Source organism: Porticoccus sp. GXU_MW_L64, from assembly GCF_052983295.1.
Genome location: NZ_JBRKJK010000011.1, coordinates 1 through 19,757, shown reverse-complemented (window position 1 = coordinate 19,757; position 19,757 = coordinate 1). Strand labels below are relative to the sequence as shown.

Annotated in this window: 22 protein-coding genes; 13 read left to right on the top strand and 9 right to left on the bottom strand. The window is 56.4% G+C overall.

Annotated features, from left to right (window positions below; translation table 11 throughout):
- Positions 1-3: 3 nt before the first annotated feature.
- Genes fliR through flhB form a run of 3 tightly spaced genes read left to right on the top strand, consistent with a single transcriptional unit; the run spans position 4 to position 2,048 of the window.
- Entirely contained in the window at positions 4-795 is a 792-nt protein-coding gene (gene fliR / locus ACVBEJ_RS10195) for a flagellar biosynthetic protein FliR (protein WP_447129524.1), read from the top strand.
- Positions 785-919, top strand: a complete 135-nt coding sequence (locus ACVBEJ_RS10190) for a hypothetical protein (RefSeq protein WP_447129523.1) — start codon at positions 785-787, stop codon at positions 917-919. Before fliR ends, ACVBEJ_RS10190 begins: the two co-directional genes overlap by 11 nt.
- Entirely contained in the window at positions 912-2,048 is a 1,137-nt protein-coding gene (flhB, locus tag ACVBEJ_RS10185) for a flagellar biosynthesis protein FlhB (RefSeq protein WP_447129522.1), read from the top strand. Before ACVBEJ_RS10190 ends, flhB begins: the two co-directional genes overlap by 8 nt.
- Here flhB and ACVBEJ_RS10180 read toward each other — a convergent pair.
- A complete protein-coding gene (locus ACVBEJ_RS10180; protein WP_447129521.1) occupies positions 2,045-3,001 on the bottom strand; it encodes a Fic family protein in 957 nt (318 codons plus the stop codon). The genes flhB and ACVBEJ_RS10180 overlap by 4 nt on opposite strands.
- 187 nt (positions 3,002-3,188) lie before the next feature.
- Here ACVBEJ_RS10180 and flhA point away from each other — a divergent pair, with 187 nt between their 5' ends.
- The 8 genes from flhA (at position 3,189) to ACVBEJ_RS10140 (ending at position 9,724) form a co-directional block, all read left to right on the top strand.
- On the top strand, positions 3,189-5,282 hold the full coding sequence (flhA, locus tag ACVBEJ_RS10175; protein ID WP_447129520.1) for a flagellar biosynthesis protein FlhA: 2,094 nt from the start codon (positions 3,189-3,191) through the stop codon (positions 5,280-5,282).
- A gap of 124 nt (positions 5,283-5,406) precedes the next feature.
- Positions 5,407-6,660, top strand: coding sequence for a flagellar biosynthesis protein FlhF (gene flhF / locus ACVBEJ_RS10170; RefSeq protein ID WP_447129519.1), 1,254 nt, complete (start codon positions 5,407-5,409; stop codon positions 6,658-6,660).
- A gap of 61 nt (positions 6,661-6,721) precedes the next feature.
- Complete coding sequence (locus ACVBEJ_RS10165) at positions 6,722-7,570, top strand: MinD/ParA family protein (protein WP_447129638.1); 849 nt, start codon at positions 6,722-6,724, stop codon at positions 7,568-7,570.
- Positions 7,567-8,280, top strand: a complete 714-nt coding sequence (locus ACVBEJ_RS10160; protein WP_447129518.1) for an RNA polymerase sigma factor FliA — start codon at positions 7,567-7,569, stop codon at positions 8,278-8,280. Before ACVBEJ_RS10165 ends, ACVBEJ_RS10160 begins: the two co-directional genes overlap by 4 nt.
- Before the next feature lie 21 nt (positions 8,281-8,301).
- A complete protein-coding gene (locus ACVBEJ_RS10155; protein WP_447129517.1) occupies positions 8,302-8,475 on the top strand; it encodes a hypothetical protein in 174 nt (57 codons plus the stop codon).
- Positions 8,476-8,542: 67 nt separating this feature from the next.
- The gene (locus ACVBEJ_RS10150) at positions 8,543-9,040 is read left to right on the top strand and encodes a hypothetical protein (RefSeq protein WP_447129516.1); all 498 of its coding nucleotides are present in this window, start codon (positions 8,543-8,545) and stop codon (positions 9,038-9,040) included.
- A gap of 121 nt (positions 9,041-9,161) precedes the next feature.
- The gene (locus ACVBEJ_RS10145; protein ID WP_447129515.1) at positions 9,162-9,602 is read left to right on the top strand and encodes an Mpo1 family 2-hydroxy fatty acid dioxygenase; all 441 of its coding nucleotides are present in this window, start codon (positions 9,162-9,164) and stop codon (positions 9,600-9,602) included.
- A complete protein-coding gene (locus tag ACVBEJ_RS10140) occupies positions 9,602-9,724 on the top strand; it encodes a DUF1272 domain-containing protein (protein ID WP_447129514.1) in 123 nt (40 codons plus the stop codon). Before ACVBEJ_RS10145 ends, ACVBEJ_RS10140 begins: the two co-directional genes overlap by 1 nt.
- 84 nt (positions 9,725-9,808) lie before the next feature.
- On the opposite strand, the gene ACVBEJ_RS10135 is transcribed toward ACVBEJ_RS10140, so the two are convergent.
- The 7 genes from ACVBEJ_RS10135 to rsxA all read right to left on the bottom strand — a co-directional run bounded on the left by ACVBEJ_RS10135 (position 9,809) and on the right by rsxA (position 18,083).
- Positions 9,809-11,962: a S9 family peptidase gene (locus ACVBEJ_RS10135; protein WP_447129513.1), complete on the bottom strand. Its 2,154-nt coding sequence runs from the start codon at positions 11,960-11,962 to the stop codon at positions 9,809-9,811.
- Complete coding sequence (locus ACVBEJ_RS10130) at positions 11,959-12,684, bottom strand: electron transport complex subunit E (RefSeq protein ID WP_447129512.1); 726 nt, start codon at positions 12,682-12,684, stop codon at positions 11,959-11,961. Before ACVBEJ_RS10130 ends, ACVBEJ_RS10135 begins: the two co-directional genes overlap by 4 nt.
- A gap of 128 nt (positions 12,685-12,812) precedes the next feature.
- Positions 12,813-13,469: an electron transport complex subunit RsxG gene (rsxG, locus tag ACVBEJ_RS10125; protein WP_447129511.1), complete on the bottom strand. Its 657-nt coding sequence runs from the start codon at positions 13,467-13,469 to the stop codon at positions 12,813-12,815.
- 4 nt (positions 13,470-13,473) lie between these two features.
- Entirely contained in the window at positions 13,474-14,541 is a 1,068-nt protein-coding gene (gene rsxD / locus ACVBEJ_RS10120) for an electron transport complex subunit RsxD (RefSeq protein ID WP_447129510.1), read from the bottom strand.
- Positions 14,541-16,790 (bottom strand): electron transport complex subunit RsxC, encoded by a 2,250-nt coding sequence (gene rsxC / locus ACVBEJ_RS10115; RefSeq protein ID WP_447129509.1) that lies wholly within the window; start codon positions 16,788-16,790, stop codon positions 14,541-14,543. Before rsxC ends, rsxD begins: the two co-directional genes overlap by 1 nt.
- A complete protein-coding gene (rsxB, locus tag ACVBEJ_RS10110) occupies positions 16,787-17,389 on the bottom strand; it encodes an electron transport complex subunit RsxB (RefSeq protein ID WP_447129508.1) in 603 nt (200 codons plus the stop codon). The genes rsxC and rsxB overlap by 4 nt, the downstream gene beginning before the upstream one ends.
- 118 nt (positions 17,390-17,507) lie before the next feature.
- A complete protein-coding gene (gene rsxA, locus ACVBEJ_RS10105; protein WP_447129507.1) occupies positions 17,508-18,083 on the bottom strand; it encodes an electron transport complex subunit RsxA in 576 nt (191 codons plus the stop codon).
- 105 nt (positions 18,084-18,188) lie between these two features.
- On the opposite strand from rsxA, the gene ACVBEJ_RS10100 reads away from it, so the two are divergent.
- On the top strand, positions 18,189-18,725 hold the full coding sequence (locus ACVBEJ_RS10100; RefSeq protein ID WP_447129506.1) for a DUF2937 family protein: 537 nt from the start codon (positions 18,189-18,191) through the stop codon (positions 18,723-18,725).
- Between the two features lie 144 nt (positions 18,726-18,869).
- Here ACVBEJ_RS10100 and ACVBEJ_RS10095 read toward each other — a convergent pair whose 3' ends face one another.
- Positions 18,870-19,367, bottom strand: coding sequence for a hypothetical protein (locus ACVBEJ_RS10095; RefSeq protein WP_447129505.1), 498 nt, complete (start codon positions 19,365-19,367; stop codon positions 18,870-18,872).
- Between the two features lie 165 nt (positions 19,368-19,532).
- Between ACVBEJ_RS10095 and ACVBEJ_RS10090 the strand changes: the two genes are divergently transcribed.
- Positions 19,533-19,757: phage integrase N-terminal SAM-like domain-containing protein (locus ACVBEJ_RS10090; protein ID WP_447129504.1), on the top strand; the 225-nt coding region annotated here is incomplete at its 3' end.

The following is a 19,757-nucleotide window of genomic DNA, read 5'->3' as shown; positions in this document are numbered from 1 at the left end:
CTCATGGAACTGACCAGCACACAAATTTTCACCTGGGTAGGCAGCCTGTTCTGGCCGTTTGTTCGCCTCGGCGCCATGATGCTGGCAACGCCGGTGTTGGGGTCGCGTACCATACCTGTGCGCATCCGCGTGTTGGCGACCCTGGTGATTGCCTGGATGCTTTTCCCGTTTTTGCCAGCGGCCCCCGCCGTTGATCCGCTGTCGCCAGCAGGCATTTTGATTACTGTTCAGCAAGTGCTGATTGGCGCCTCCATGGGTTTTATTTTGCAGATGGTGTTCGGTGCCGTAGTCATGGCCGGGCAAAATATCGCCATGAGTATGGGGCTGGGTTTTGCCTCGGCGCTGGACCCGCAAAACGGCGTGCAGGTGCCGGTGCTCAGCCAGTTTTATATGGTGGTGACGACACTGGTTTTTCTGGCTTTGGATGGCCACCTGGTGATGATTGAAACCCTGGTGCAGAGTTTTTATTTGTTGCCGGTGGGTGGTGCGGCCCTGTCGTCGGACTTTATCTGGCAGGTGGTGTCCTGGGGCAGCTTTATGTTTGTGGGCAGCGTGTTGATGGCGGTGCCGGTAATGGTGTCGCTGCTGCTGGTGAACCTGGCCTTTGGCGTAATGACCCGCGCCGCGCCGCAACTGAATATTTTTGCGGTGGGATTTCCGGTCACACTGCTGGCGGGGTTTGTACTGTTGCTGTTCAGCCTGCCCGCGCTGCTGCCGCAACTGGTGAGTTTGTTTGCGGATGCCTTCGTCAATCTTCAGGATATGTTGGCAATGGAGGCGGCGAATGTACCTTGAATTGCTGGACGTTCGACGTTTGATGTTGGACGAAAAAGTGGCGCCGCTGGTAGAGGCCGCCAAACGCTACTCGTCCAACGTCCAACGTCCAACGTCAAACCCCACAGGGGTTTGTCATGTCTGAACACGAAAGCGGCCAGGAAAAAACCGAACAGCCAACCCCCAAACGGCTGCGGGAGGCTCGCAAGAAGGGCCAGGTGGCTCGCTCCCGCGAACTCAACACCATGCTTTCCATGCTGGCGGGGGCCATCGGGCTGCTGTTTCTCGGTGGCACCATGCTGTCCAAACTGGCGTTGCTGGTCAGTGACAATTTGACACTGGACCCAAAACAGATTCGCGAACCGGCAATGATGGCGGCCACCTTTGCCGACAGTTTTATGAGCGCTCTTGGGCTGATGTCGCCGTTATTTGTACTGCTGATTGTCGCCGCTTTTGCCGGGCCGTTGTTTGTGGGCGGTTTTGCCTTCAGCATGAAAGCGGTGGCCTTCAAGCTGGAAAAAATCAATCCCCTCAAGGGCATAAAGCGGATGTTCTCTGTCAAAAGCCTGGTGGAATTGCTCAAGGCAGTGGCCAAATTTCTGGTGGTGGGGGGAGTGGCCACAGTGCTGTTGTGGAACATGCTCGACAGCCTGCTGGCATTGGGGGTGGAAGAATTGCCCGCTTCTCTGGCTCACGCCGCGCAACTTTGCGGCTGGGCGTTTGTGGCGGTCAGCGCAGCGTTGATTTTAATTGCCGCCATCGACGTACCGTTCCAGCTGTTCCAGCACAACAAACAACTGAAAATGACCAAACAGGAAATCAAGGACGAACTGAAAGAGAGCGAGGGCCGCCCGGAAGTGAAGGGCCGGGTGCGGCAGTTGCAACGGGAAATGTCGCAACGGCGCATGATGGAAGAAGTGCCCAAAGCGGATGTCATCATCACCAACCCCACCCACTTCGCCGTAGCCCTGAAATACGACGACAATGCCGGTGGTGCGCCGATCGTGGTGGCCAAAGGCTGCGACCACGTAGCCGCCCGCATCCGCCAGGTGGCGGAAAGCAACAACATCACCCTGTTCTCCGCTCCACCCCTGGCCCGCGCCCTGTACGCCACCACCGAACTCAACCAGGAAATCCCCGCCGACCTCTACCTGGCCGTGGCCCAGGTGCTGGCCTATGTGTATCAACTGAACAATATGGTGGACGGTCAAGAGCCGGAAATGCCCACGGACCTGCCTGTGCCGGAGGGGGAGTGGTCGAAGCCGGTGGGTTAATAGCTCTCCACAATTTCCTTGGTCAGATAATAACAGCCCGAGCAAAACTGCTTGAATTCCATAAGCCGCTCCGGGCTGGGCCAAATTCCGGTGTGGTCGTCAAGCTGACCCGATGCAACTTCGTATTCGGCTAACAGTTGAATGTAGTCTTGCCTTTTTTCCTGGGGAATTACGATGGGCGGAAGACCGGCCTTTAGTAACGGTATATTGGCAATAAGCCTGGCGAGGCGGCCGTTGCCATCCCAGAAGGGGTGAATGTGTACAAATGCCGCGTGGAACTTTGCATAGGTGTTTGCGGCATTTTCAATCGTCAGTTTGCTGTGATCAACCCGGTTTATTAAATAGATAAACTCACTCATTAGTGCAGGCACGTATTTGGGCAGAGCGTATTCAATATAAATCTGCTGGTTGTTTTTATTCACTACATAAGTGCCGTTAGCTTCATTTTTCCAGGTGCCATAAGGTTTGTAGATATCAGAAATTCGTTCGGTCTGAACGGCGCGATGCAAGTCAAAAATCATTTGTTCGGTAAGCGGGCTATGCAGCGACTTGTAAATCAGGGCAATAGCCTGAGCGTGCCCAATCACCTCCTGGTGATCTTTTAACGGCTTACCCGAAATGGTTAAGCCCTGTTCCAGTACAAAATGCGTATCGCCCAGGGTTAAGGTGTTGCCTTCAACCGCCGTTGATGTGTGTGTCCAAAGATCGCGTAATTGATTTAACACAGCGGTTTTTTTTGACGCGGACAAGCCTTCAAGAAAAGCGAGCGTTACAGGTTTGGGCGAGGGGAGGTGGTAACGTGTTGAGCGTCGGTTGCCCGAGCGGGTGAGCGAGCCATCGGCTATCCACTTGCCCAGCCAGCGGCGCAAGGTGCGTTCTGCAATGGGATCACCAAGGCGCGCGCGTATTTCGGGCAGTGACGCTGAACCATTATTCGATTGAATAATGGCCAATATCTCATCTTTTTGTATATTTACGGCCATTTTTGACAAGAATTAAAGGATTGTTCGGCCATTATAGATAAATACGGCCATTTTGTCTGATGCACAAATTTGGCCCAATAATTGCTCAACCCACCTGCAGGGCGCAAAAGCGCCAAAAAACTTTCGTTTACAGTAAGCGTCTGGGAGCAGTTGGCGAATGCAGGAGTTGTTGGGCAGTTTGAAGGCGGGACGTTTCAGTGTGCTGGGCCTCGGCACGCCGGTGCTGCTGATGGTGATGCTGTCCATGATGGTGTTGCCCCTGCCGGCGCCGCTGCTGGATTTGCTGTTTACCTTTAATATCGCCCTGTCGCTGATCGTTCTGTTGGCGTCCATTTACACCAAGCGGCCGCTGGAATTTGCGGTTTTCCCCACGGTTTTGCTGGTAGCTACGTTATTGCGCCTGGGGCTGAATGTGGCCTCCACCCGGGTGGTGTTGATCAACGGTCACACCGGTACCGGCGCTGCCGGTGAGGTGATTGAGGCCTTCGGCGAGTTTGTTATTGGCGGCAACTACGCCGTGGGTTTTGTGGTGTTTGCCATTCTGGTGATCATCAACTTTGTGGTGGTTACCAAAGGTGCCGGGCGCATATCTGAAGTGAATGCCCGCTTCACTCTGGACGCCATGCCCGGCAAGCAAATGGCCATCGACGCCGACCTTAACGCCGGCATTATCAATGCCGACGAAGCCCGCCTGCGCCGGGAAGAAGTGTCCCAGGAAGCCGACTTCTACGGGGCCATGGACGGTGCCAGCAAGTTTGTGCGCGGCGATGCGGTGGCGGGCATTCTGATTCTGCTGATCAACATTATCGGCGGCCTTTCCGTCGGTGTGGCGCAACACAATTTGAGCTTTGAGCAGGCGGGCCACAACTACGTGCTGTTGACCATTGGTGATGGCCTGGTGGCGCAGATTCCCTCGCTGCTGTTGTCCACGGCGGCGGCCATTATTGTTACCCGGGTGTCGTCCAGTCAGGACATGGGCCAGCAGATGATGTCGCAACTGTTTGGCAACCCCAAAGCGCTGGCGGTGAGTGCCGGCGTGGTGTTGATTCTCGGCCTGGTGCCAGGCATGCCTAACCTGGTGTTCCTCTCTATCGGTGCGGGCCTGGCGGGTTTGGCTTATTGGCTGAACCAGCGCAAAAAAGTGGAGCTGGTGGACGAAAGCCAACAGCCGCGCCCGGAAGAACCGGCGCCGGAAGCCCGCGAATTGAGCTGGGACGACGTGCAGCCGGTGGACATGATTGGCCTGGAAGTGGGCTACCGGCTGATCTCTCTGGTGGACAAAGCCCAGGGTGGCGAGCTGTTGTCGCGCATCAAGGGCATTCGTAAAAAGTTGTCTCAGGAACTGGGCTTTCTGGTGCAGCCGGTACACATTCGCGACAACCTGGATTTAAGCCCCAGCGCTTACCGCATCACCTTGCAGGATGTGCCGGTGGGGGAGTCGGAGGTGTACCCGGGCAAGGAGCTGGCCATTAACCCTGGCCAGGTGTTCGGCGAGCTCAACGGCATTCCCGGCGAAGACCCGGCGTTTGGTTTGCAGGCGGTGTGGATTGAACCCTCGCAACGGGACGAAGCCCAGACCATGGGCTACACCGTGGTGGATTGCAGCACCGTGGTGGCCACTCACTTGAGTCAATTGCTTAAAGACAACGCCTGCGACCTGCTGGGCCACGACGAAGTACAGCAGTTGATGGATGTGCTCGCTAAAAGCTCCCCCAAGCTGGTGGAAAACCTGGTGCCGAAAACCCTGTCCCTGGGGGTGGTGCTGAAGGTGATGCAGAACCTGCTGCACGAAGGCATCCCCATTCGCGATGTGCGCTCCATTGCCGAATCACTGGCAGAGCATGCCTCGCGCACCCAGGAGGCCGATGCCCTCACCGCCAGTGTACGGGTGGCTCTGGGGCGCACCATCTTCCAGGGTATTGCCGGTATGGACGCCGAATTGCAGGTTATGACCTTCGACCCGGAACTGGAACAGATGCTGCAAAACAGCCTGCAAAACGGCGGTGGCGGTATCGAGCCGGGGTTGGCGGAGTCCATGATGCGACAGATCAACGCCAACTCCCGCCGCCAGGAAGCGGCCGGGCAGGAGCCAGTGCTGCTGGTGTCGTCGCCCTTGCGCCTGTGGTTGTCGCGGCTGCTGCGGGGCAACGCCCCCAGCCTGCATGTGCTGGCCTACGATGAAATTCCCGCCAACAAGCGCGTCAAGGTGATGGCATCGGTAGGCCGGGAATCCATGGCGCTGGCGGGGTAGGTTTTTGTCATCCTGAGCGTAGCGAAGGGTCTCGCAGTGACCAATAAAGAGATTCTTCGCTTCGCTCAGAATGACAGATAGCAAAAAGTTTGAATTTCAATCAAGAGAAAACGGTGAGGTAGTTATGAAGATTCAGCGTTTTAAAGCCAGAGACAGCCGCCAGGCCATGCGCGAAGTGCGCGAGGCCATGGGCGGTGATGCGGTGATATTGTCCAGCCAGCGGGTAGACGGTGGTGTGGAAGTGGTGGCCGCCACCGACTACGACGAGCAACTGTTGCAGGCGCGCCTCAATGATGGCTCTTTGGCGGGTGTTATGCCGCAGCCTGAGCCTGCGCCGCCGGTGGAGCCGAAACAGGACGGCTACAACGAAATGCGCCGCGAGCTCACCCAGCTGCGGGATATGGTGGAAAAAGGCATCAGCCCAAAACAACAAAAATCCGTGGCAATGCCTGAGCGCTCCCCGGTCAAAGCGGCTGCCAGGGGCTCAAAAAATGTCACTGCAGATCTGTCTGCGGTGCGTATGACGTTGCTGAACCGCTTGATGGGCCTTGGTCTGGGTCGCGAACTGAGCATGCAGCTGGCAGACAAGGCACCACTGGACAGCGGTGTGGAAAACTGTTGGTCGGCTTCGATGACGCGCCTCAGTGCACGCCTTCAGGAAAGTGGCAACCAGATCATTAACAACGGTGGCTGTGTGGCCCTGGTGGGGCCTACAGGTGTGGGTAAAACCACATCGGTTGCAAAACTGGCGGCGCGCTTTGCCCTGAAACATGGCCGTCAGCAGGTGGCGCTGATTACCACCGACTGCTACCGCATTGGTGGCCAGGAGCAGATTTATACTTTTGGTCGTATCCTCGGTGTACCGGTGCGCCTGGCCACCAACCGCGATGAACTCAGCGAGGCCATCGCCGAGTTTGCCGACCGCCGCCTGGTGATGATCGACACCGCCGGCATGGGTCAGCGGGACATGGAGCTGATGAAGCAGTTTAAAACCCTGCAGGGGGCGGCGCCGGATATGCAGATATACCTGACTCTGTCGGCCACCTCGCAGTTGCCGATTCTCGACGAAGTGGTGCGCAAATTTGGGGTGCCCAACCTGGCCGGCGCCATTGTCACCAAGGTGGACGAAACCGCCAGCCTGGGGCCGGTGCTCTCTGCCCTGGTGCGCCACCGCCTGCCCGCGGCCTATGTGGGTAATGGCCAGCGGGTGCCGGAAGATATTCAGCTTGCCCGCGCCGCTACAATGGTGAAAGATGCTCAACAGTTGATGGAAACCTGTGATATGGACGTTGGCGAGTGGCAACAGCCGTTCGATCAAGGTTATAACAGCCACAATAACCCGGTGGGAGGCCAGGCAGTGAATGCTGGAGTCGCATGAAAATCAAAACCCTGAAGACTCATCCCCTGAAAAAAGGGACCAAGCCAGCGGCCTGCGTTCCATGAGTCGCCAGGGGCCGGTCAAGGTCATTGCCGTTACTGGTGCCAAGGGCGGTGTGGGTAAAACCAATGTCTCGGTCAACCTGGCGGCCTGCTTTGCGGAGCTGGGCAATCAGGTGATGCTGATGGACGCCGACCTGGGCCTCGCCAATGTGGATGTGCTGCTGGGGCTGCACGCCAATTACGACCTGCGCCATGTGATTTCCGGTGAGCGCACGCTGGAGGAAGTCATTATCGAGGGGCCTCGGGGCATTAAAATTGTGCCCGCTGCCTCTGGCGTCAGCCGCATGGCGGAACTCAGTAACGCCGAACACGTGGGGCTGATTCGCGCCTTCAGCGAGTTGGCCCTGCCGGTGGATGTGTTACTGGTAGATACCGCCGCAGGTATTAGCGACAGCGTGGTGAGCTTCTGCAAGGCCGCCCAGGAGGTGCTAGTGGTGGTGTGCGACGAGCCCACCTCCATTACCGATGCCTACGCGCTGATCAAAGTGTTAAGTCGCGACCACGGGGTAGAGCGCTTTCACATTCTTGCCAATATGGTCAAAGACAAAGTGCAGGGCGAGCAACTGTTTTCAAAAATCAGCCGGGTGGCAGAGCGTTTTCTGGATGTAAACCTGCTTTATTTGGGGGCAGTGCCCTTTGATGAACAGTTGCGCAAATCGGTACAGCGGCAAGTGGCGGTGGTGGAATCCGCGCCCCGCAGCAAGGCCAGCCGCGCCTTTCACCGGGTGGCTGAGCAGGTGAACAACTGGCCCATGCCCGATGCCGCCAGTGGCAAGCTGGAGTTTTTTGTAGAGCGCCTGCTGTACGCCAATGATTACCTCGGTGGCAACAGCGAGGGCCACGGATGAGCGGAGCGGCCGCCTACAGCGATCACTGTAAACAACAGCAAGAAGAACTGTTGCAGCAACACCTGCCCCTGGTGAGGCGTATTGCCCATCACCTGATGGCGCGCATGCCGGCGGAAGTGGATGTCAATGATCTGATCCAGGTGGGCATGATGGGTTTGCTGGAAGCGGCCAAAAACTACGCTGCATCCCAGGGAGCCAGTTTTCAAACCTATGCCAGCATCCGCATTCGCGGCGCCATGCTGGACGAGTTGCGCCGCTCCGACTGGACGCCGCGCTCGGTGCAGCGCAAGGCGCGCCAACTGGCTACCGCTACCCGCGAGGTGGAAGGTCAGCAGGGTCGCAGTGCCAGCGATACCGAAATAGCCAGCCATATGGGTATCGCTATCGATGAATACCACGGCATGTTGCGCGACACCGCCTCCTGCCGGGTGACCGGATTTGATGATCAGCCCCTGGGCACCGATCTGGCAGTGGACGAAGCTTCGCCACTGCAACACCTGCAAAATAGCGGTTTTAAAGAATCACTGGCGGATGCCATCGGGCAATTGCCGGAGCGGGAAAAGCTGGTGATGTCGCTGTACTACGATGAAGAATTAAACCTGAGAGAAATCGGCGAAGTACTGGGAGTGAGCGAATCCCGGGTGTGCCAGATCCACAGCCAGGCGCTGACCCGTTTGCGCTCCCGCATGGGGGAGTGGACACAGGGGTAACGCCACCGCTTAGGAGGCCCCATGATCGACCGAGTATCCATTCCTTCCGCACCGGGCATTCGTCCATCCAAACCGGTAATTAAAGATGGCGACCGCCGCCGTCGCGAACCACCCCCGCAGCACAAAAAGCCCAAACCGCCACCCGATGACAAGAATGATAATGGCGGTACTCCACATATTGATGAGTACGTTTGACAGTAGCCCGGGTTGTTTCCCTGCTACCTCGGTTGTGCTTGATAAGCATGGTGGCGGTGGTGGTACCATGGGCCGAAACCGTAGAGTGGAAGTGATTATGAGCGAGCACGACAAAACCCTGGAGCAGGCCAACCGCGAAGCCATGCGCGCTGCAGTAGAGTCCATGGGCATGGTATGCGTGCCCACTATTGCCAATGTGCCGTTGCCTCACACCAGCATTGCCCCCGCGCCCAGTGAAGAAGAAGTCAGCAACGATTACCGCTCCGCCGGTGTATTAATGCGCCGCCTGGCAGATACGGTGATTCAGTGGCGCAACCAGTTACCTCAAGACCAGCAGCCGGCAATTCTGGCGGTGCTCAATGGCGGTATTCAGATTAACGTACTGAGGCTGGCCCAGGAGAGCTTTCACGGCATTCGCATCGAAGGTACCATCAACGGCAGCCCTTGCATGCTGCTGTCTCACCAGTCCAGCGTGCAGTTGCTGTGTTATGTGGAAAAGGTAGAGAAGGAAGAATTTCGCCGCCGCATCGGTTTTATTATCGATGGAGAAGAGGAAGAGGTGTAAGCATTGCGGGCTAACATATTCGTTGCATGTCATCCTGAGCGTAGCGAAGGATCTCAAGGCTGAACACGATTCCGAGATTCCTCGCTTCGCTCAGAATGACAGAAAATCAAGAGAGGTGGTTTTGAAAACTCAACAACAATGGTTTGAGCAATACGCGGAAAGCCATCAGCACCCCACCAATAAGCGCATCCACAATATTGCGGTGCCCGCTATTTATTGGTCGATTACCGCGTTGCTGTGGTCGGTGTCGGTATTTGGTATCAGTCTGGCATTTATTGTTGTGATCCCGGCACTGGCGTTTTACGGGAAATTATCCAGGCCGGTGTTGGCGCGTATGCTGTTGTTTACCCTGTTGTGCTGGGGGTTGTGCGCGTTGATTGATGCTTCTCTGGGGTGGTTGTGGCAACTGGCGCTGGCGGTATTTGTCATTGCCTGGGTTGCCCAGTTTATCGGCCACCATGTTGAGGGGAAGCGCCCTTCGTTTTTTACCGATCTGGCTTTTTTATTGATTGGCCCGGCATGGATATTTATGGGCAGCCCCGGCCTTGAGAGAAAGCTCTGATGCTAAAAATGAAATCGGAATGTGAACGCTGCCAAAAATCACTGCCGCCAGATTCTCAAGAAGCGATGATTTGTTCATTTGAATTCGGGAAAGCTATATTGGTCGACTTTTTTAAGGAGTAGTATCCGTCATCCTGAGCGTAGCGAAGGATCTCATGGTTGTTTAAATAACGAGATTCTTCGCTACGCTCAGAATGACATGTGGGATTACTTCTCAATCCCCAGTAAATCAAACATAAACCCGTAAACCAGCGCCGTTTCGTGCAGTCTTTTAAAGCGCCCGGATGCACCGCCGTGGCCCGCTTCCAGGTCGGTTTTAAACAGCAGGCGGTTGTTGTCGGTTTTTAATTCCCGCAGTTTGGCTACCCATTTCATCGGCTCGAAATATTGCACCTGTGAATCGTGCAGGCCGGTGGTAATGAGCATATTGGGGTAGTCCTGCGCTTTCACCTGGTCGTAGGGGGAATAGGACAGCATATAGTCGTAGCTGTCTTTGTTGTTGGGGTTGCCCCATTCGCCGTATTCGTTGGTGGTAAGGGGGATACTTTCGTCCAGCATGGTAGTGACTACGTCCACAAATGGGACCCCGGCGTGCATACCTTGATACAGCATGCCGTCCATGTTGGCCACCGCGCCCATCAGCAAGCCGCCGGCGCTGGCGCCCTGGGCAATAACTTTGTCTTTGTGGCCGTAGCCCTGTTCAACCAGTGCTTTGGTAACGTCGATAAAATCCGTAAAGGTGTTTATTTTCTCAAACATGCGGCCCTGCTCGTACCATTGTTGGCCAAGCATTTTGCCGCCGCGAATGTGGGCAATGGCGTACACAAAGCCGCGATCCAGCAGGGGCAGGCGCGAGGCGCGAAACTCTGGTTCGATGGTGGAGCCGTAAGACCCATAGGCGTATTGCCAAAGGGGGTTGCTGCCATCTTTTTTAAACAGGGACTTTTTGTACACCAGACTGACTGGCACTTCGGTGCCATCCCGTGCGGTGACAAAAAGTCGTTCCGCGTCGTAATCACTCGGGTCGAAATCACCGAGCACTTTTTGTTGCTTTTTCAGGGATTTTTCACCGTCTGTCAGGCGGATGTCGTAAGTGCTGCCGGGAGTGGTCATTGAAGTATAGGTTACCCGCACGGTGTCGCTGTTCAGTTCCGGGTTGGCACCAAATCCTGCCACGTAAAGGGATTCGTCAAACGCTATCGGGCGGCTGTTGCCACTGCCCAGTTCCAAAATGCTCAGCTCGGTCTGGCCACGGACTTTCCGGCTCAGTACCGCGTGCTCTGTAAACAATTCCACCGCTTGCAGGTAAACGTCCGCATTGTGGCCAACCACATCCTGCCATTGGCTTTTGTCGGCGGTGTTGCTTTGGTGCACCTTCATCAGCCGGTAGTTTTTCGCGTTCCAGTTGGTGTGCACGTAGTACCATTCGCCATTTTTCTGCACGCTGTATTTGAGGTTTTCTTCCATGGGGTGAAAGTGCTTGAACTCGCCCTGCGGTGTGTTGGCATCCAGTACCAGCATGGCTTCTTCATTGGTGCCATCCTGGTAAATGTACAGGGTGCTGCCGTCTTTGGATTTGGAAATACCTATGTACAGTTCGTTGTTGGTTTCTTCATACATCAGCACATCGTCGGATTGGGGGGTGCCCAGGGTGTGGCGGTACACCTGGTAGCCCAGCAGGGTGACCGGGTCTTTTTTGATGTAGAAAATGGTTTTGTTGTCGTTGGCCCAAACCATCGAGCCATCGGTGCCGGTGAGGGTGTCTGCCAGCAGCTCGCCGGTTTTCAGGTTTTTGAACTGGATGTCGTAAATGCGCCGACTGAGGGTGTCGGAGGAATAGGCCAGAGTGGTGTTGTCCGGACTGACTGAGTATCTGCCCAGGCTGAAGTAGGCGTGCTCTGCGGCCAACTGGTTGATGTCCAACAGCACCTCCCGTGGTGCATCCGCTGTGTCTTTGCGGCGGCTGTAGATGGGATAGTCGTTATCGCCATTAAATTCCCGGGTGTACCAGTAACCGTTGGTTCTTACGGGCACTGAGGAATCGTCCTTGTCGATACGGCTGACCATGTCGTTGTACAGGGTTTCCTGCAGGCCGGTGGTGTGGGCCATCATCGCTTCCACATAAGCGTTTTCCGCTTCCAGGTGGGCGAGCATTTGCGGGTCTTTGCGCTGGTCGTCGCGCATCCAGTAATAGTTGTCTATGCGTGTATCACCATGGATGGTCATCTCATGGGGGACTTTTTTTGCAACAGGGGGGTGGCCCGTAGAGGGTTTTGTCAGGTTGTCGTTCATGGTGGTTTTGTCGGTGCAGGCCACTAGCAGAGCAGTGCTGAGCAGGGCGATGGTGGTGGTTTTTTTCACAGGTCTGTCACCTCCGTGGTTCTGATGCGTTTACTGCCGGCCACTATAGGGTCTTTATTGGCAGCGGCGCGTTTTTCGTTGTGGTGGTCGATGCTGTTTTTTAAAGCGATCAACAGTCCGGTCACCAGGAACGCCCCCGGCGGCAGGATGGCCACCAGGAAGTTGTAGTCCTGGGGCAGAATACGAATAGCCCAGCTTTCGGCAGCGGGGCCGAATAAAAGTTGCATGTCGGCAAACAGGGTGCCGCTGCCCAGCAGTTCCCGCACCGCGCCAATGGCCAGCAGTACCAGGGCAAAACCGCAGCCCATCATCAGGCCGTCCAGCGCCGCCGGCCATACGCCATTTTTGCTGGCAAAGGCTTCGGCGCGGCCGAGAATGGCGCAGTTGGTAACAATCAGCGGAATAAAAATGCCCAGCACGGTGTACAGCTCGAACGTGTAGGCTTTCATCAGCAGTTCGGTGCAGGTGGTGAAGGTGGCGATAATCATTACAAAAGCGGGCAGGCGCACGGCATCGGATACCTGGCGGCGCACCAGTGACACAACCACATTGGAGCCCACCAGCACCAACAGTGTGGCCAGCCCCAACCCCAGGGCGTTGACCACCGAGCCGGTTACTGCCAATAGCGGGCACAGCCCCAGCAGCTGTACCAGTGCCGGGTTGTTTTTCCACAGGCCGTCTACGACCAATCTGCGGTAACTGTTTTTGTGTGTTTCGCTCATGTTTTACGTTTTGTGTTTTGATTGCCTTAAGTTTTATTGTCATCCTGAGCGTAGCGAAGGATCTCAGGATTTGAACAAACAAGCAGATTCTTCGCTGCACTCAGAATGACAGTAGTGCAATACCCGATTCATTTTGCACCATCGGTAGACCGCCCGGCCTGTTCCAATAAGCGCTCTTTGTCCTGCTCAAAGTAATAAAGCGCTTGCCTGATCTGGTTAACCACCGCCCGAGGCGTAATGGTAGCACCGGTAAACTGGTCGAATTCGCCGCCGTCTTTTTTCACCGCCCAGGCGCCGATGCCCTGCTGAAACAGGGATTTGCCGTTAAAGCCCAGTACCCAGTCGCTTTTTTTCAGTTCTACCTTGTCACCCAGACCCGGTGTTTCCCGGTGTTCGGTAATGCGCACACCGGCGATGGTGCCATCCACATGAATGCCCACAATCAGTTTGATGGCACCGCTATAGCCGTCCGCTGCCACGGTGGGGAAAATCACAGTGGTGACATTGCCGGTGGCGTCGCGGCCGATGTGAATGCGGCCACCCTGTTGCAGCCCCAGCAATTCCCGGTGCTGTTCCGGTATCGGCACCACATCCATCAGCAGGTCGTTGCTGTGCTGATCCAGGGGCAGAATTTCCAGCAGTGCTTTCTGTTCCGCCTGGCGTTGAGCCAGGGCAATGTTGTCTTTGGTGGCGGTGTAGGTGGTGGCCAACAGTGTGCCGGTAATCAGGGCCACCGCGCCAAGAATCAGGCTGTTGTTACGAATCGAAACCCGTTCGGTAAACACGGCTTTACTCCTGCTGCTCGGTGGCCCGGCGGCGGCGCTGGTGGCCATAGCTGCGCGGCAGGGTGTAATAGTCAATAAAGGGCGCGGCAAAGTTGGCCAGCAATACCCCGAATGCCACCGCGTCCGGGTAGTTGCCCCAGGCGCGAATTACATACACCAGCAGGCCGACCAGAACGCCGTAAACCAGGCGCCCCATGTTACTGGTGGCGGATGTTACCGGGTCGGTGACAATAAAAAACGCACCCAACATGGTGGCGCCACTGAGCAGATGCAACGCCGGGGAGCCCAGGCTGTGTGAACTGCCGCCATCGTGGAAAATCAGCGACAGCAATAACAGAGTGGCGAGCATGGCCAGTGGTGCATGCCAGGTAAAAATGCGCTGCCACAACAGAAAAATGCCACCGGCCAGAAAGCCCAGGTTGACCCATTCCCAGCCCACACCGGCCCAGCGCCCTTGGTGGAACAGCGGCTGGCTTTCGTAGAATTGTTCCACCAGTTGACCGCTGTTGTGCTTGAACAGGTCCAGCGGGGTGGCGCCGCTCATGCCATCCACCACCGGAGTACTGGTGAACACCAGCGACAGGCTGTGCATCAGCCCGGGTAACTCCGTGTCTGCTGGCAGAATCGCTGCCGGGGCAAGCCAGCGGGTCATCTCCACCGGAAAGGAAATCAGTAACACCACATAACCCACCATGGCGGGGTTAAACGGGTTGTAACCCAGGCCACCGTACAGTTGTTTGGCGATAACGATGGCAAACAGGGTACCGGTGATAACCAGCCACCAGGGGGCCAGTGGTGGCAACGCCAGCGCCAGCAGAACCGCAGTGACCAAGGCGCTGCAATCCTTCAGGTAGAAGCCCACAGGCTTGCGGCGTATTGTCAATATGGCCGCTTCGCTGGCAATGGCGGTGGCGCTGGCCAGCAGCACATTGATCAATACGCCCCAGCCAAAATGCCATACCAGTGCCGCAGTGCCCGGCAGGGTGGCCAGCAGCACCAGTTGCATCACCCGGGTTGTGCTGCGGCCGGTGTGTGTATGGGGGGATGACCCCGGTTGTTGTGAGGCGTGCATCATTTTTCCGCGGCCTGTTGAGCGTCGATCAGTTTTTGTTTCAGATTGGCCAGGGAAGTGTGCAGGGCGTCTATCTGTATTGGGTCGCTGAGTTTGGCCAGGCGCTGCTCGGCTTTGTCAATGCGTTGCTGCAGGCGTTCCACCTGCTGCTGTGGCGTCAGCGGCGTTTTGTTTTTGCTGGCGGCCAACGCCTGACGGGTGGCGGCGACTGTCGCCGGGTCGGTCACCGGTTTGTCGCTGTCGCTATGGGATGTCAGCGTGGCGGCTTGCTGTTGGGCATCCTGCAATTTGCTGCGGAATTTGCTGGCGCTGTTTTCCAGAGCCTGACGCAAATCCTTGTCGTCGCAGGCGGCCAGTTTTTCCTCAATACCCGCCAGGCGTTTTTGCAGCGACGCTATTTTGTTATCCGCTGTTTGTTTGGGTGACGCCAACACTTTGGCGGTGACTTTGCCCTCCAGGTCCGGCTGTTGTTCGCTGTTGAATTGATCCAGCCTTTGCTGCGCCTCGGTCAGTTTCAGGCGGGCGCTTTCAATTTGTGCCTGGTAGCCACTGATTTGTTCGTCGGTCAGTGGTGTATCGCTGCTGTCAGCCTGACCATCCGCCAGCTTTTTCTCCAGCCGTTGCAAGCGGTTTGCGGCACTGTTGACGCTGCGTTCCAGTTTGGCTTTTTGCTGGCCCGGTGACGCCTGCTTTGCCGCTACCTGTTGCAGCGCCGCCTGCACCACATCGCTGGCCTGGCCAGCTGCGGGTTGTTGGGCCTGTGTCTGTGTCAGTGTGGCCTTGGCCTGTTCAGCGGCGATGCGGCGGGCTTCGCGCTTGGCGGCTTTTTCCGCTTGCGCCTGCTGTTTGCGTTGTTTGTTGTATTCAAAGCGCTCTCGGGCGCGGTCGGCTTTGATTCTGTCTCGCGCCCCCTGGCGCAACTCCGCCTTGGCAGCGCGGTAGTGTTGCACCAGGGGAATATGGCTGGGGCACACGTAGGCGCAGGCACCGCATTCTATGCAGTCAAACAGGTTGTGGGCTTGCAGCCGTTGCTGGTTGCCGGACTGGGCGTACCAAAGCAGTTGTTGCGGCAACAGGCTGGCGGGGCAGGCTTCGGCGCACAGGCCGCAGCGAATGCATGGTTGCGCCGGTGGTTGCGGCGGCATTTCCGCGGTACTGGGTGCCAGCAGGCAGTTGGTGGTTTTAATGGCCGGGGCGCTGAGCTCGGGCAGGGCAAAGCCCATCATGGGGCCGCCCATCACCACCGGTTGGCCCTGTTGTGGCCGATAGCCGCAGTGTGCCAGCAGATGTTGTATGGGTGTGCCGATCAACACTTCCAGGTTTTGCGGCTCGCTGCAGGCATCGCCGGTGACTGTGGTAATGCGGGAGATCAGCGGGGTGCCTTCGACAATGGCCCGGTAGATGGCGTGCACGGTGCCAATGTTCTGGCAGACAATGCCCATGTCCGCCGGCAGGCGGCCATTGGTTATTTCCTTGCCGGTGAGTATTTGTATCAGCTGTTTTTCGCCACCGGATGGGTATTTGGTGGGGAATTCGGCCAGCTGTATACCGGTGCCCTGCAGGTGGGGTTGCAGGGCAGCGCAGGCTTGAGGTTTGTTGTCTTCTATGCCAATCAAAATGCGTGTTGGCTGGCCGAGAATATGGGCCAGTATCTGAATGCCAGTGACAATTTGCTGCGGGTAGCTGCGCATCAACTGGTCGTCGGCGGTGATGTAGGGTTCGCATTCGGTGGCGTTGATGATCAGGGTGTCGATGGTCTGGCCGTTGTCCGCCGCCGACAGCTTGATGTGGCTGGGAAAGCCGGCACCGCCCAGCCCGGCAATACCGGCATCGCGAATGGCGGCCAGCAGGGTTTGTGGCGACTGGCTGGTGAAATCGTCCACGGGGTTGCGCTGGCACCATTGCTCCTTGCCATCGCTTTCAATGCTGATGCAGGGGGCGCTCATGCCGGAGGGGTGGGCCACCGGGTGCAGGCCGACAGCGGTTACCGTACCGGATGTGGGTGCGTGCACGGCGGCGCTGACACTGCCCGAGGGCTCGGCAATTTTCTCGCCCTTGAGCACTTTGTCGCCCACTTTGACGATGGCGCTTGCCGGGGCGCCGCTGTGCTGGTTGAGCGGCACCACCAGTTCGTCGGGCAGGGGTGGGGCCCCCAGCTCTCGCTGCAGGGATTGGTGTTTGTTGTCCGGCGGGTGAATACCGCCGGGGATGTTGTAGATGGGGATGCTGTTCCCTGTTTTGCTATTCATGGTGCCACCTCCCCCTGCCGGTCGGTGGCAATCAGGCCGGGGCGCTGCCAGCTCCAGGTGTCGATGGTGGTGGCTACCGGAATCATGTCGATGCAGTCCACCGGGCAGGGCTCCACACAGAGGTCGCAGCCGGTGCATTCATCGGCGATGACGGTGTGCATCAGTTTGGCGGCGCCGAGAATGGCGTCTACCGGGCAGGCCTGAATGCATTTGGTGCAGCCGATGCATTCATCCTCGCGGATGTAAGCCACGGTGGGCACCTCGCTTTCTTCACCGTGCTCTGCATCCAGGGGAATGGATTCCACCCCCAGCAGGTTGGCGAGGGCGTCGATGGTGTCCTGGCCACCGGGAGGACAGTGGTTGATGGCCTCGCCGTTGGCAATGGCTTCGGCATAGGGACGGCAGCCCGGGTGCCCACACTGGCCGCACTGGGTTTGCGGCAACAGTTCGTCGATCTGATCGACAATGGGGTCGCCGTCCACCTTGTAACGCACCGCAGCAAAGCCGAGCACGCCACCGAACAGAATCGCCAGCCCCACCAGGGCGTACAGTGCTGCCAGTAGAGGCTCCTGGGCGACGATATCGTAGAGTCTGTCCATCAGCAAAAGCCTTGGTCGCACGTCGCACGTCGCACGTCGCACGTTTGACGAGCCGCTCCGTAGGCGAGCTTGGCGATTCGTCCAACGTCCAACGTCCAACGTCCAACTGCAATATGCTTCACACCAACCCCCCAAAACCCATAAACGCCAGCGACATCAAACCAGCGGTAATCATGGCAATGGCCGCACCTTTAAATGGCGTGGGCACATCCGCCACCGCCAGCCTCTCGCGCATGGCGGTAAACAGAATCAATACCAGGGAAAAGCCCAGCGCCGCGCCAAAGCCGTACAGTGCGGACTGGAAAAAGTTGTGTACCTTGACGGTGTTCTGCAGCGCCACACCCAGCACCGCGCAGTTGGTGGTGATCAGAGGCAGAAAAACCCCCAGAGTGCGATACAAAAGCGGACTGGTTTTTTCGATAAACAGGCGGGTGAACTGCACCACGGCGGCAATCACCATAATAAAGGCGATGGTGCGCAGGTATTCAATGCCCAAGGGCTCCAGCAACAACGCATTCACCAGGTAGCTGGCAATGGAGGCGAGGGTGAGCACAAAGGTGGTGGCTGCCGACATACCGATGGCGCTTTCCAGCTTGTTGGACACCCCCATAAACGGACACAGGCCGAGAAACTGCACCAGCACAAAGTTGTTCACCAGAATGGTACTGATAAGAATGACGGCAAATTCCTGCATGTGTGTTCCAGTGTGAACCCGGTGCTCTGAATAACGGCGTATTATCGGCTATGATGAGGTTTCTCGTCCATTGCATTAAAACCTTACATAGCGCAAGGAATAGCCATGAGCAAACTCAATCACTACCTGTCGATGATCGTCTTTATGGCGGCGGTTATGCTGGGGGTGCAGGTACCCAATTTTGTCGATCAGTACGTCAAGCGGGTGGATGCGCACCTTGTGGAAGTGGAAGCCAATTTTGGCAAATATCAGGAAGCGGCAGACGAGTTTCACGGCGGCTCAATCGAAGACTTGATCGACCTCTACGATTCCGAGAACAACCCCTCCTTTCAGTGGGGTGCCGACGCCATTCGCAATAGCCATCAGCGCTTGCAGCGGTTTCGCCTGGAAAGCAACAGTTTGCAAACGGATTTTTGGGGCCAGTTGGTGTTTGTTGCCCTGCACGGCGACCGTCAGCTGCTGGCGGATACCCGGAGCCATTATTCCCCCAACCTGCCCTTGAATACCAACGCCGCTGTCTGCGGCCTGGGAGCGGGGGTGCTGGCGGCAATTTTGTACGAATTGCTGCTACTGCTGATAAGGCTGCCCTTCGGCCGCCGTTACAAACCCATGCCACAGGCGCGGCAGCGGCATATGCACTAGCCAGTAGCCCGGGTAGAGCAAAGCGTCACCCGGGACGGAGTTTCAATTAGTATTAAAGGGCTCCGACCCCTTTAATCCGGGCAATTTGAACGAAGTGAGAATTGTCCCAACCGCGCAGCGGTAGACAAGAGGCACTTGTTACATTTAAAGCTCAGCAACAGTAGTAATAGCTGAGTTAACGGCTGCGTTAATTTTACTGGCCATATCCTCTGGAATGATTTCATTAGGCGGAGTGGTTAAAGTCATAGTAACGATACTTTTATTTAAACCGATACTAAAGTTAGTATTACGCACACCTTCTTTCCCTTGACCGTGCTGTACAAAAGGCTCTTGCAAAAGAATACGGTCACCTAAATTTTTAACTTCTAGGCCTCGCCCTTCAGCCATTTTCTTTACGGCGTACATACCAAATCCATCCGGCATATCGTCTCCTACTTCTATTTTGGACATTTCTAATTTATAAAGGCCTTCATCGTCGATTAACGCCATAAATCCATTCTGTGACAAGTTTGGCTTTTTCATAAAAAAAGGCAGTTCTACAAGCATGGTTCCCGACCCAAATTGAATTTTAATAGTGTCTTCTGCATGTGAATTGACGCTTAGAAAAATAAAGGTACAGAGTAAAATTTTAAAAACTTTCATTATTTATCCTTTGTGAATGTAACGCCTAAGTGAGCTGCGCCGCCAGGCGTCAGCTTGACTTACTTGTTGAACGAAGCCGCTGCGCGGCAGCTGCCCCACGCCTGAATTCTCTCCGATACTTCCTCCACGCACTCACTCCCGAGTGCGACGACTGGAGGAACTACCATGAACACAGCACAGAAAAAACGTTACCAATCTCTGTACCAACACCATGTTAACGCTCTGCACCGTCAGGGAAAAGCCAAAACCACCATCGATGTCTATTCCCGATCCGTACGCCGCATCACCGAGTTCTTTGATCAATGCCCTGAACACCTGTCGGAGCAACAGCTCAAAGACTACTTTACCGAACTGGTGCGCACCCATTCCTGGAGCACCGTCAAAGTCGAT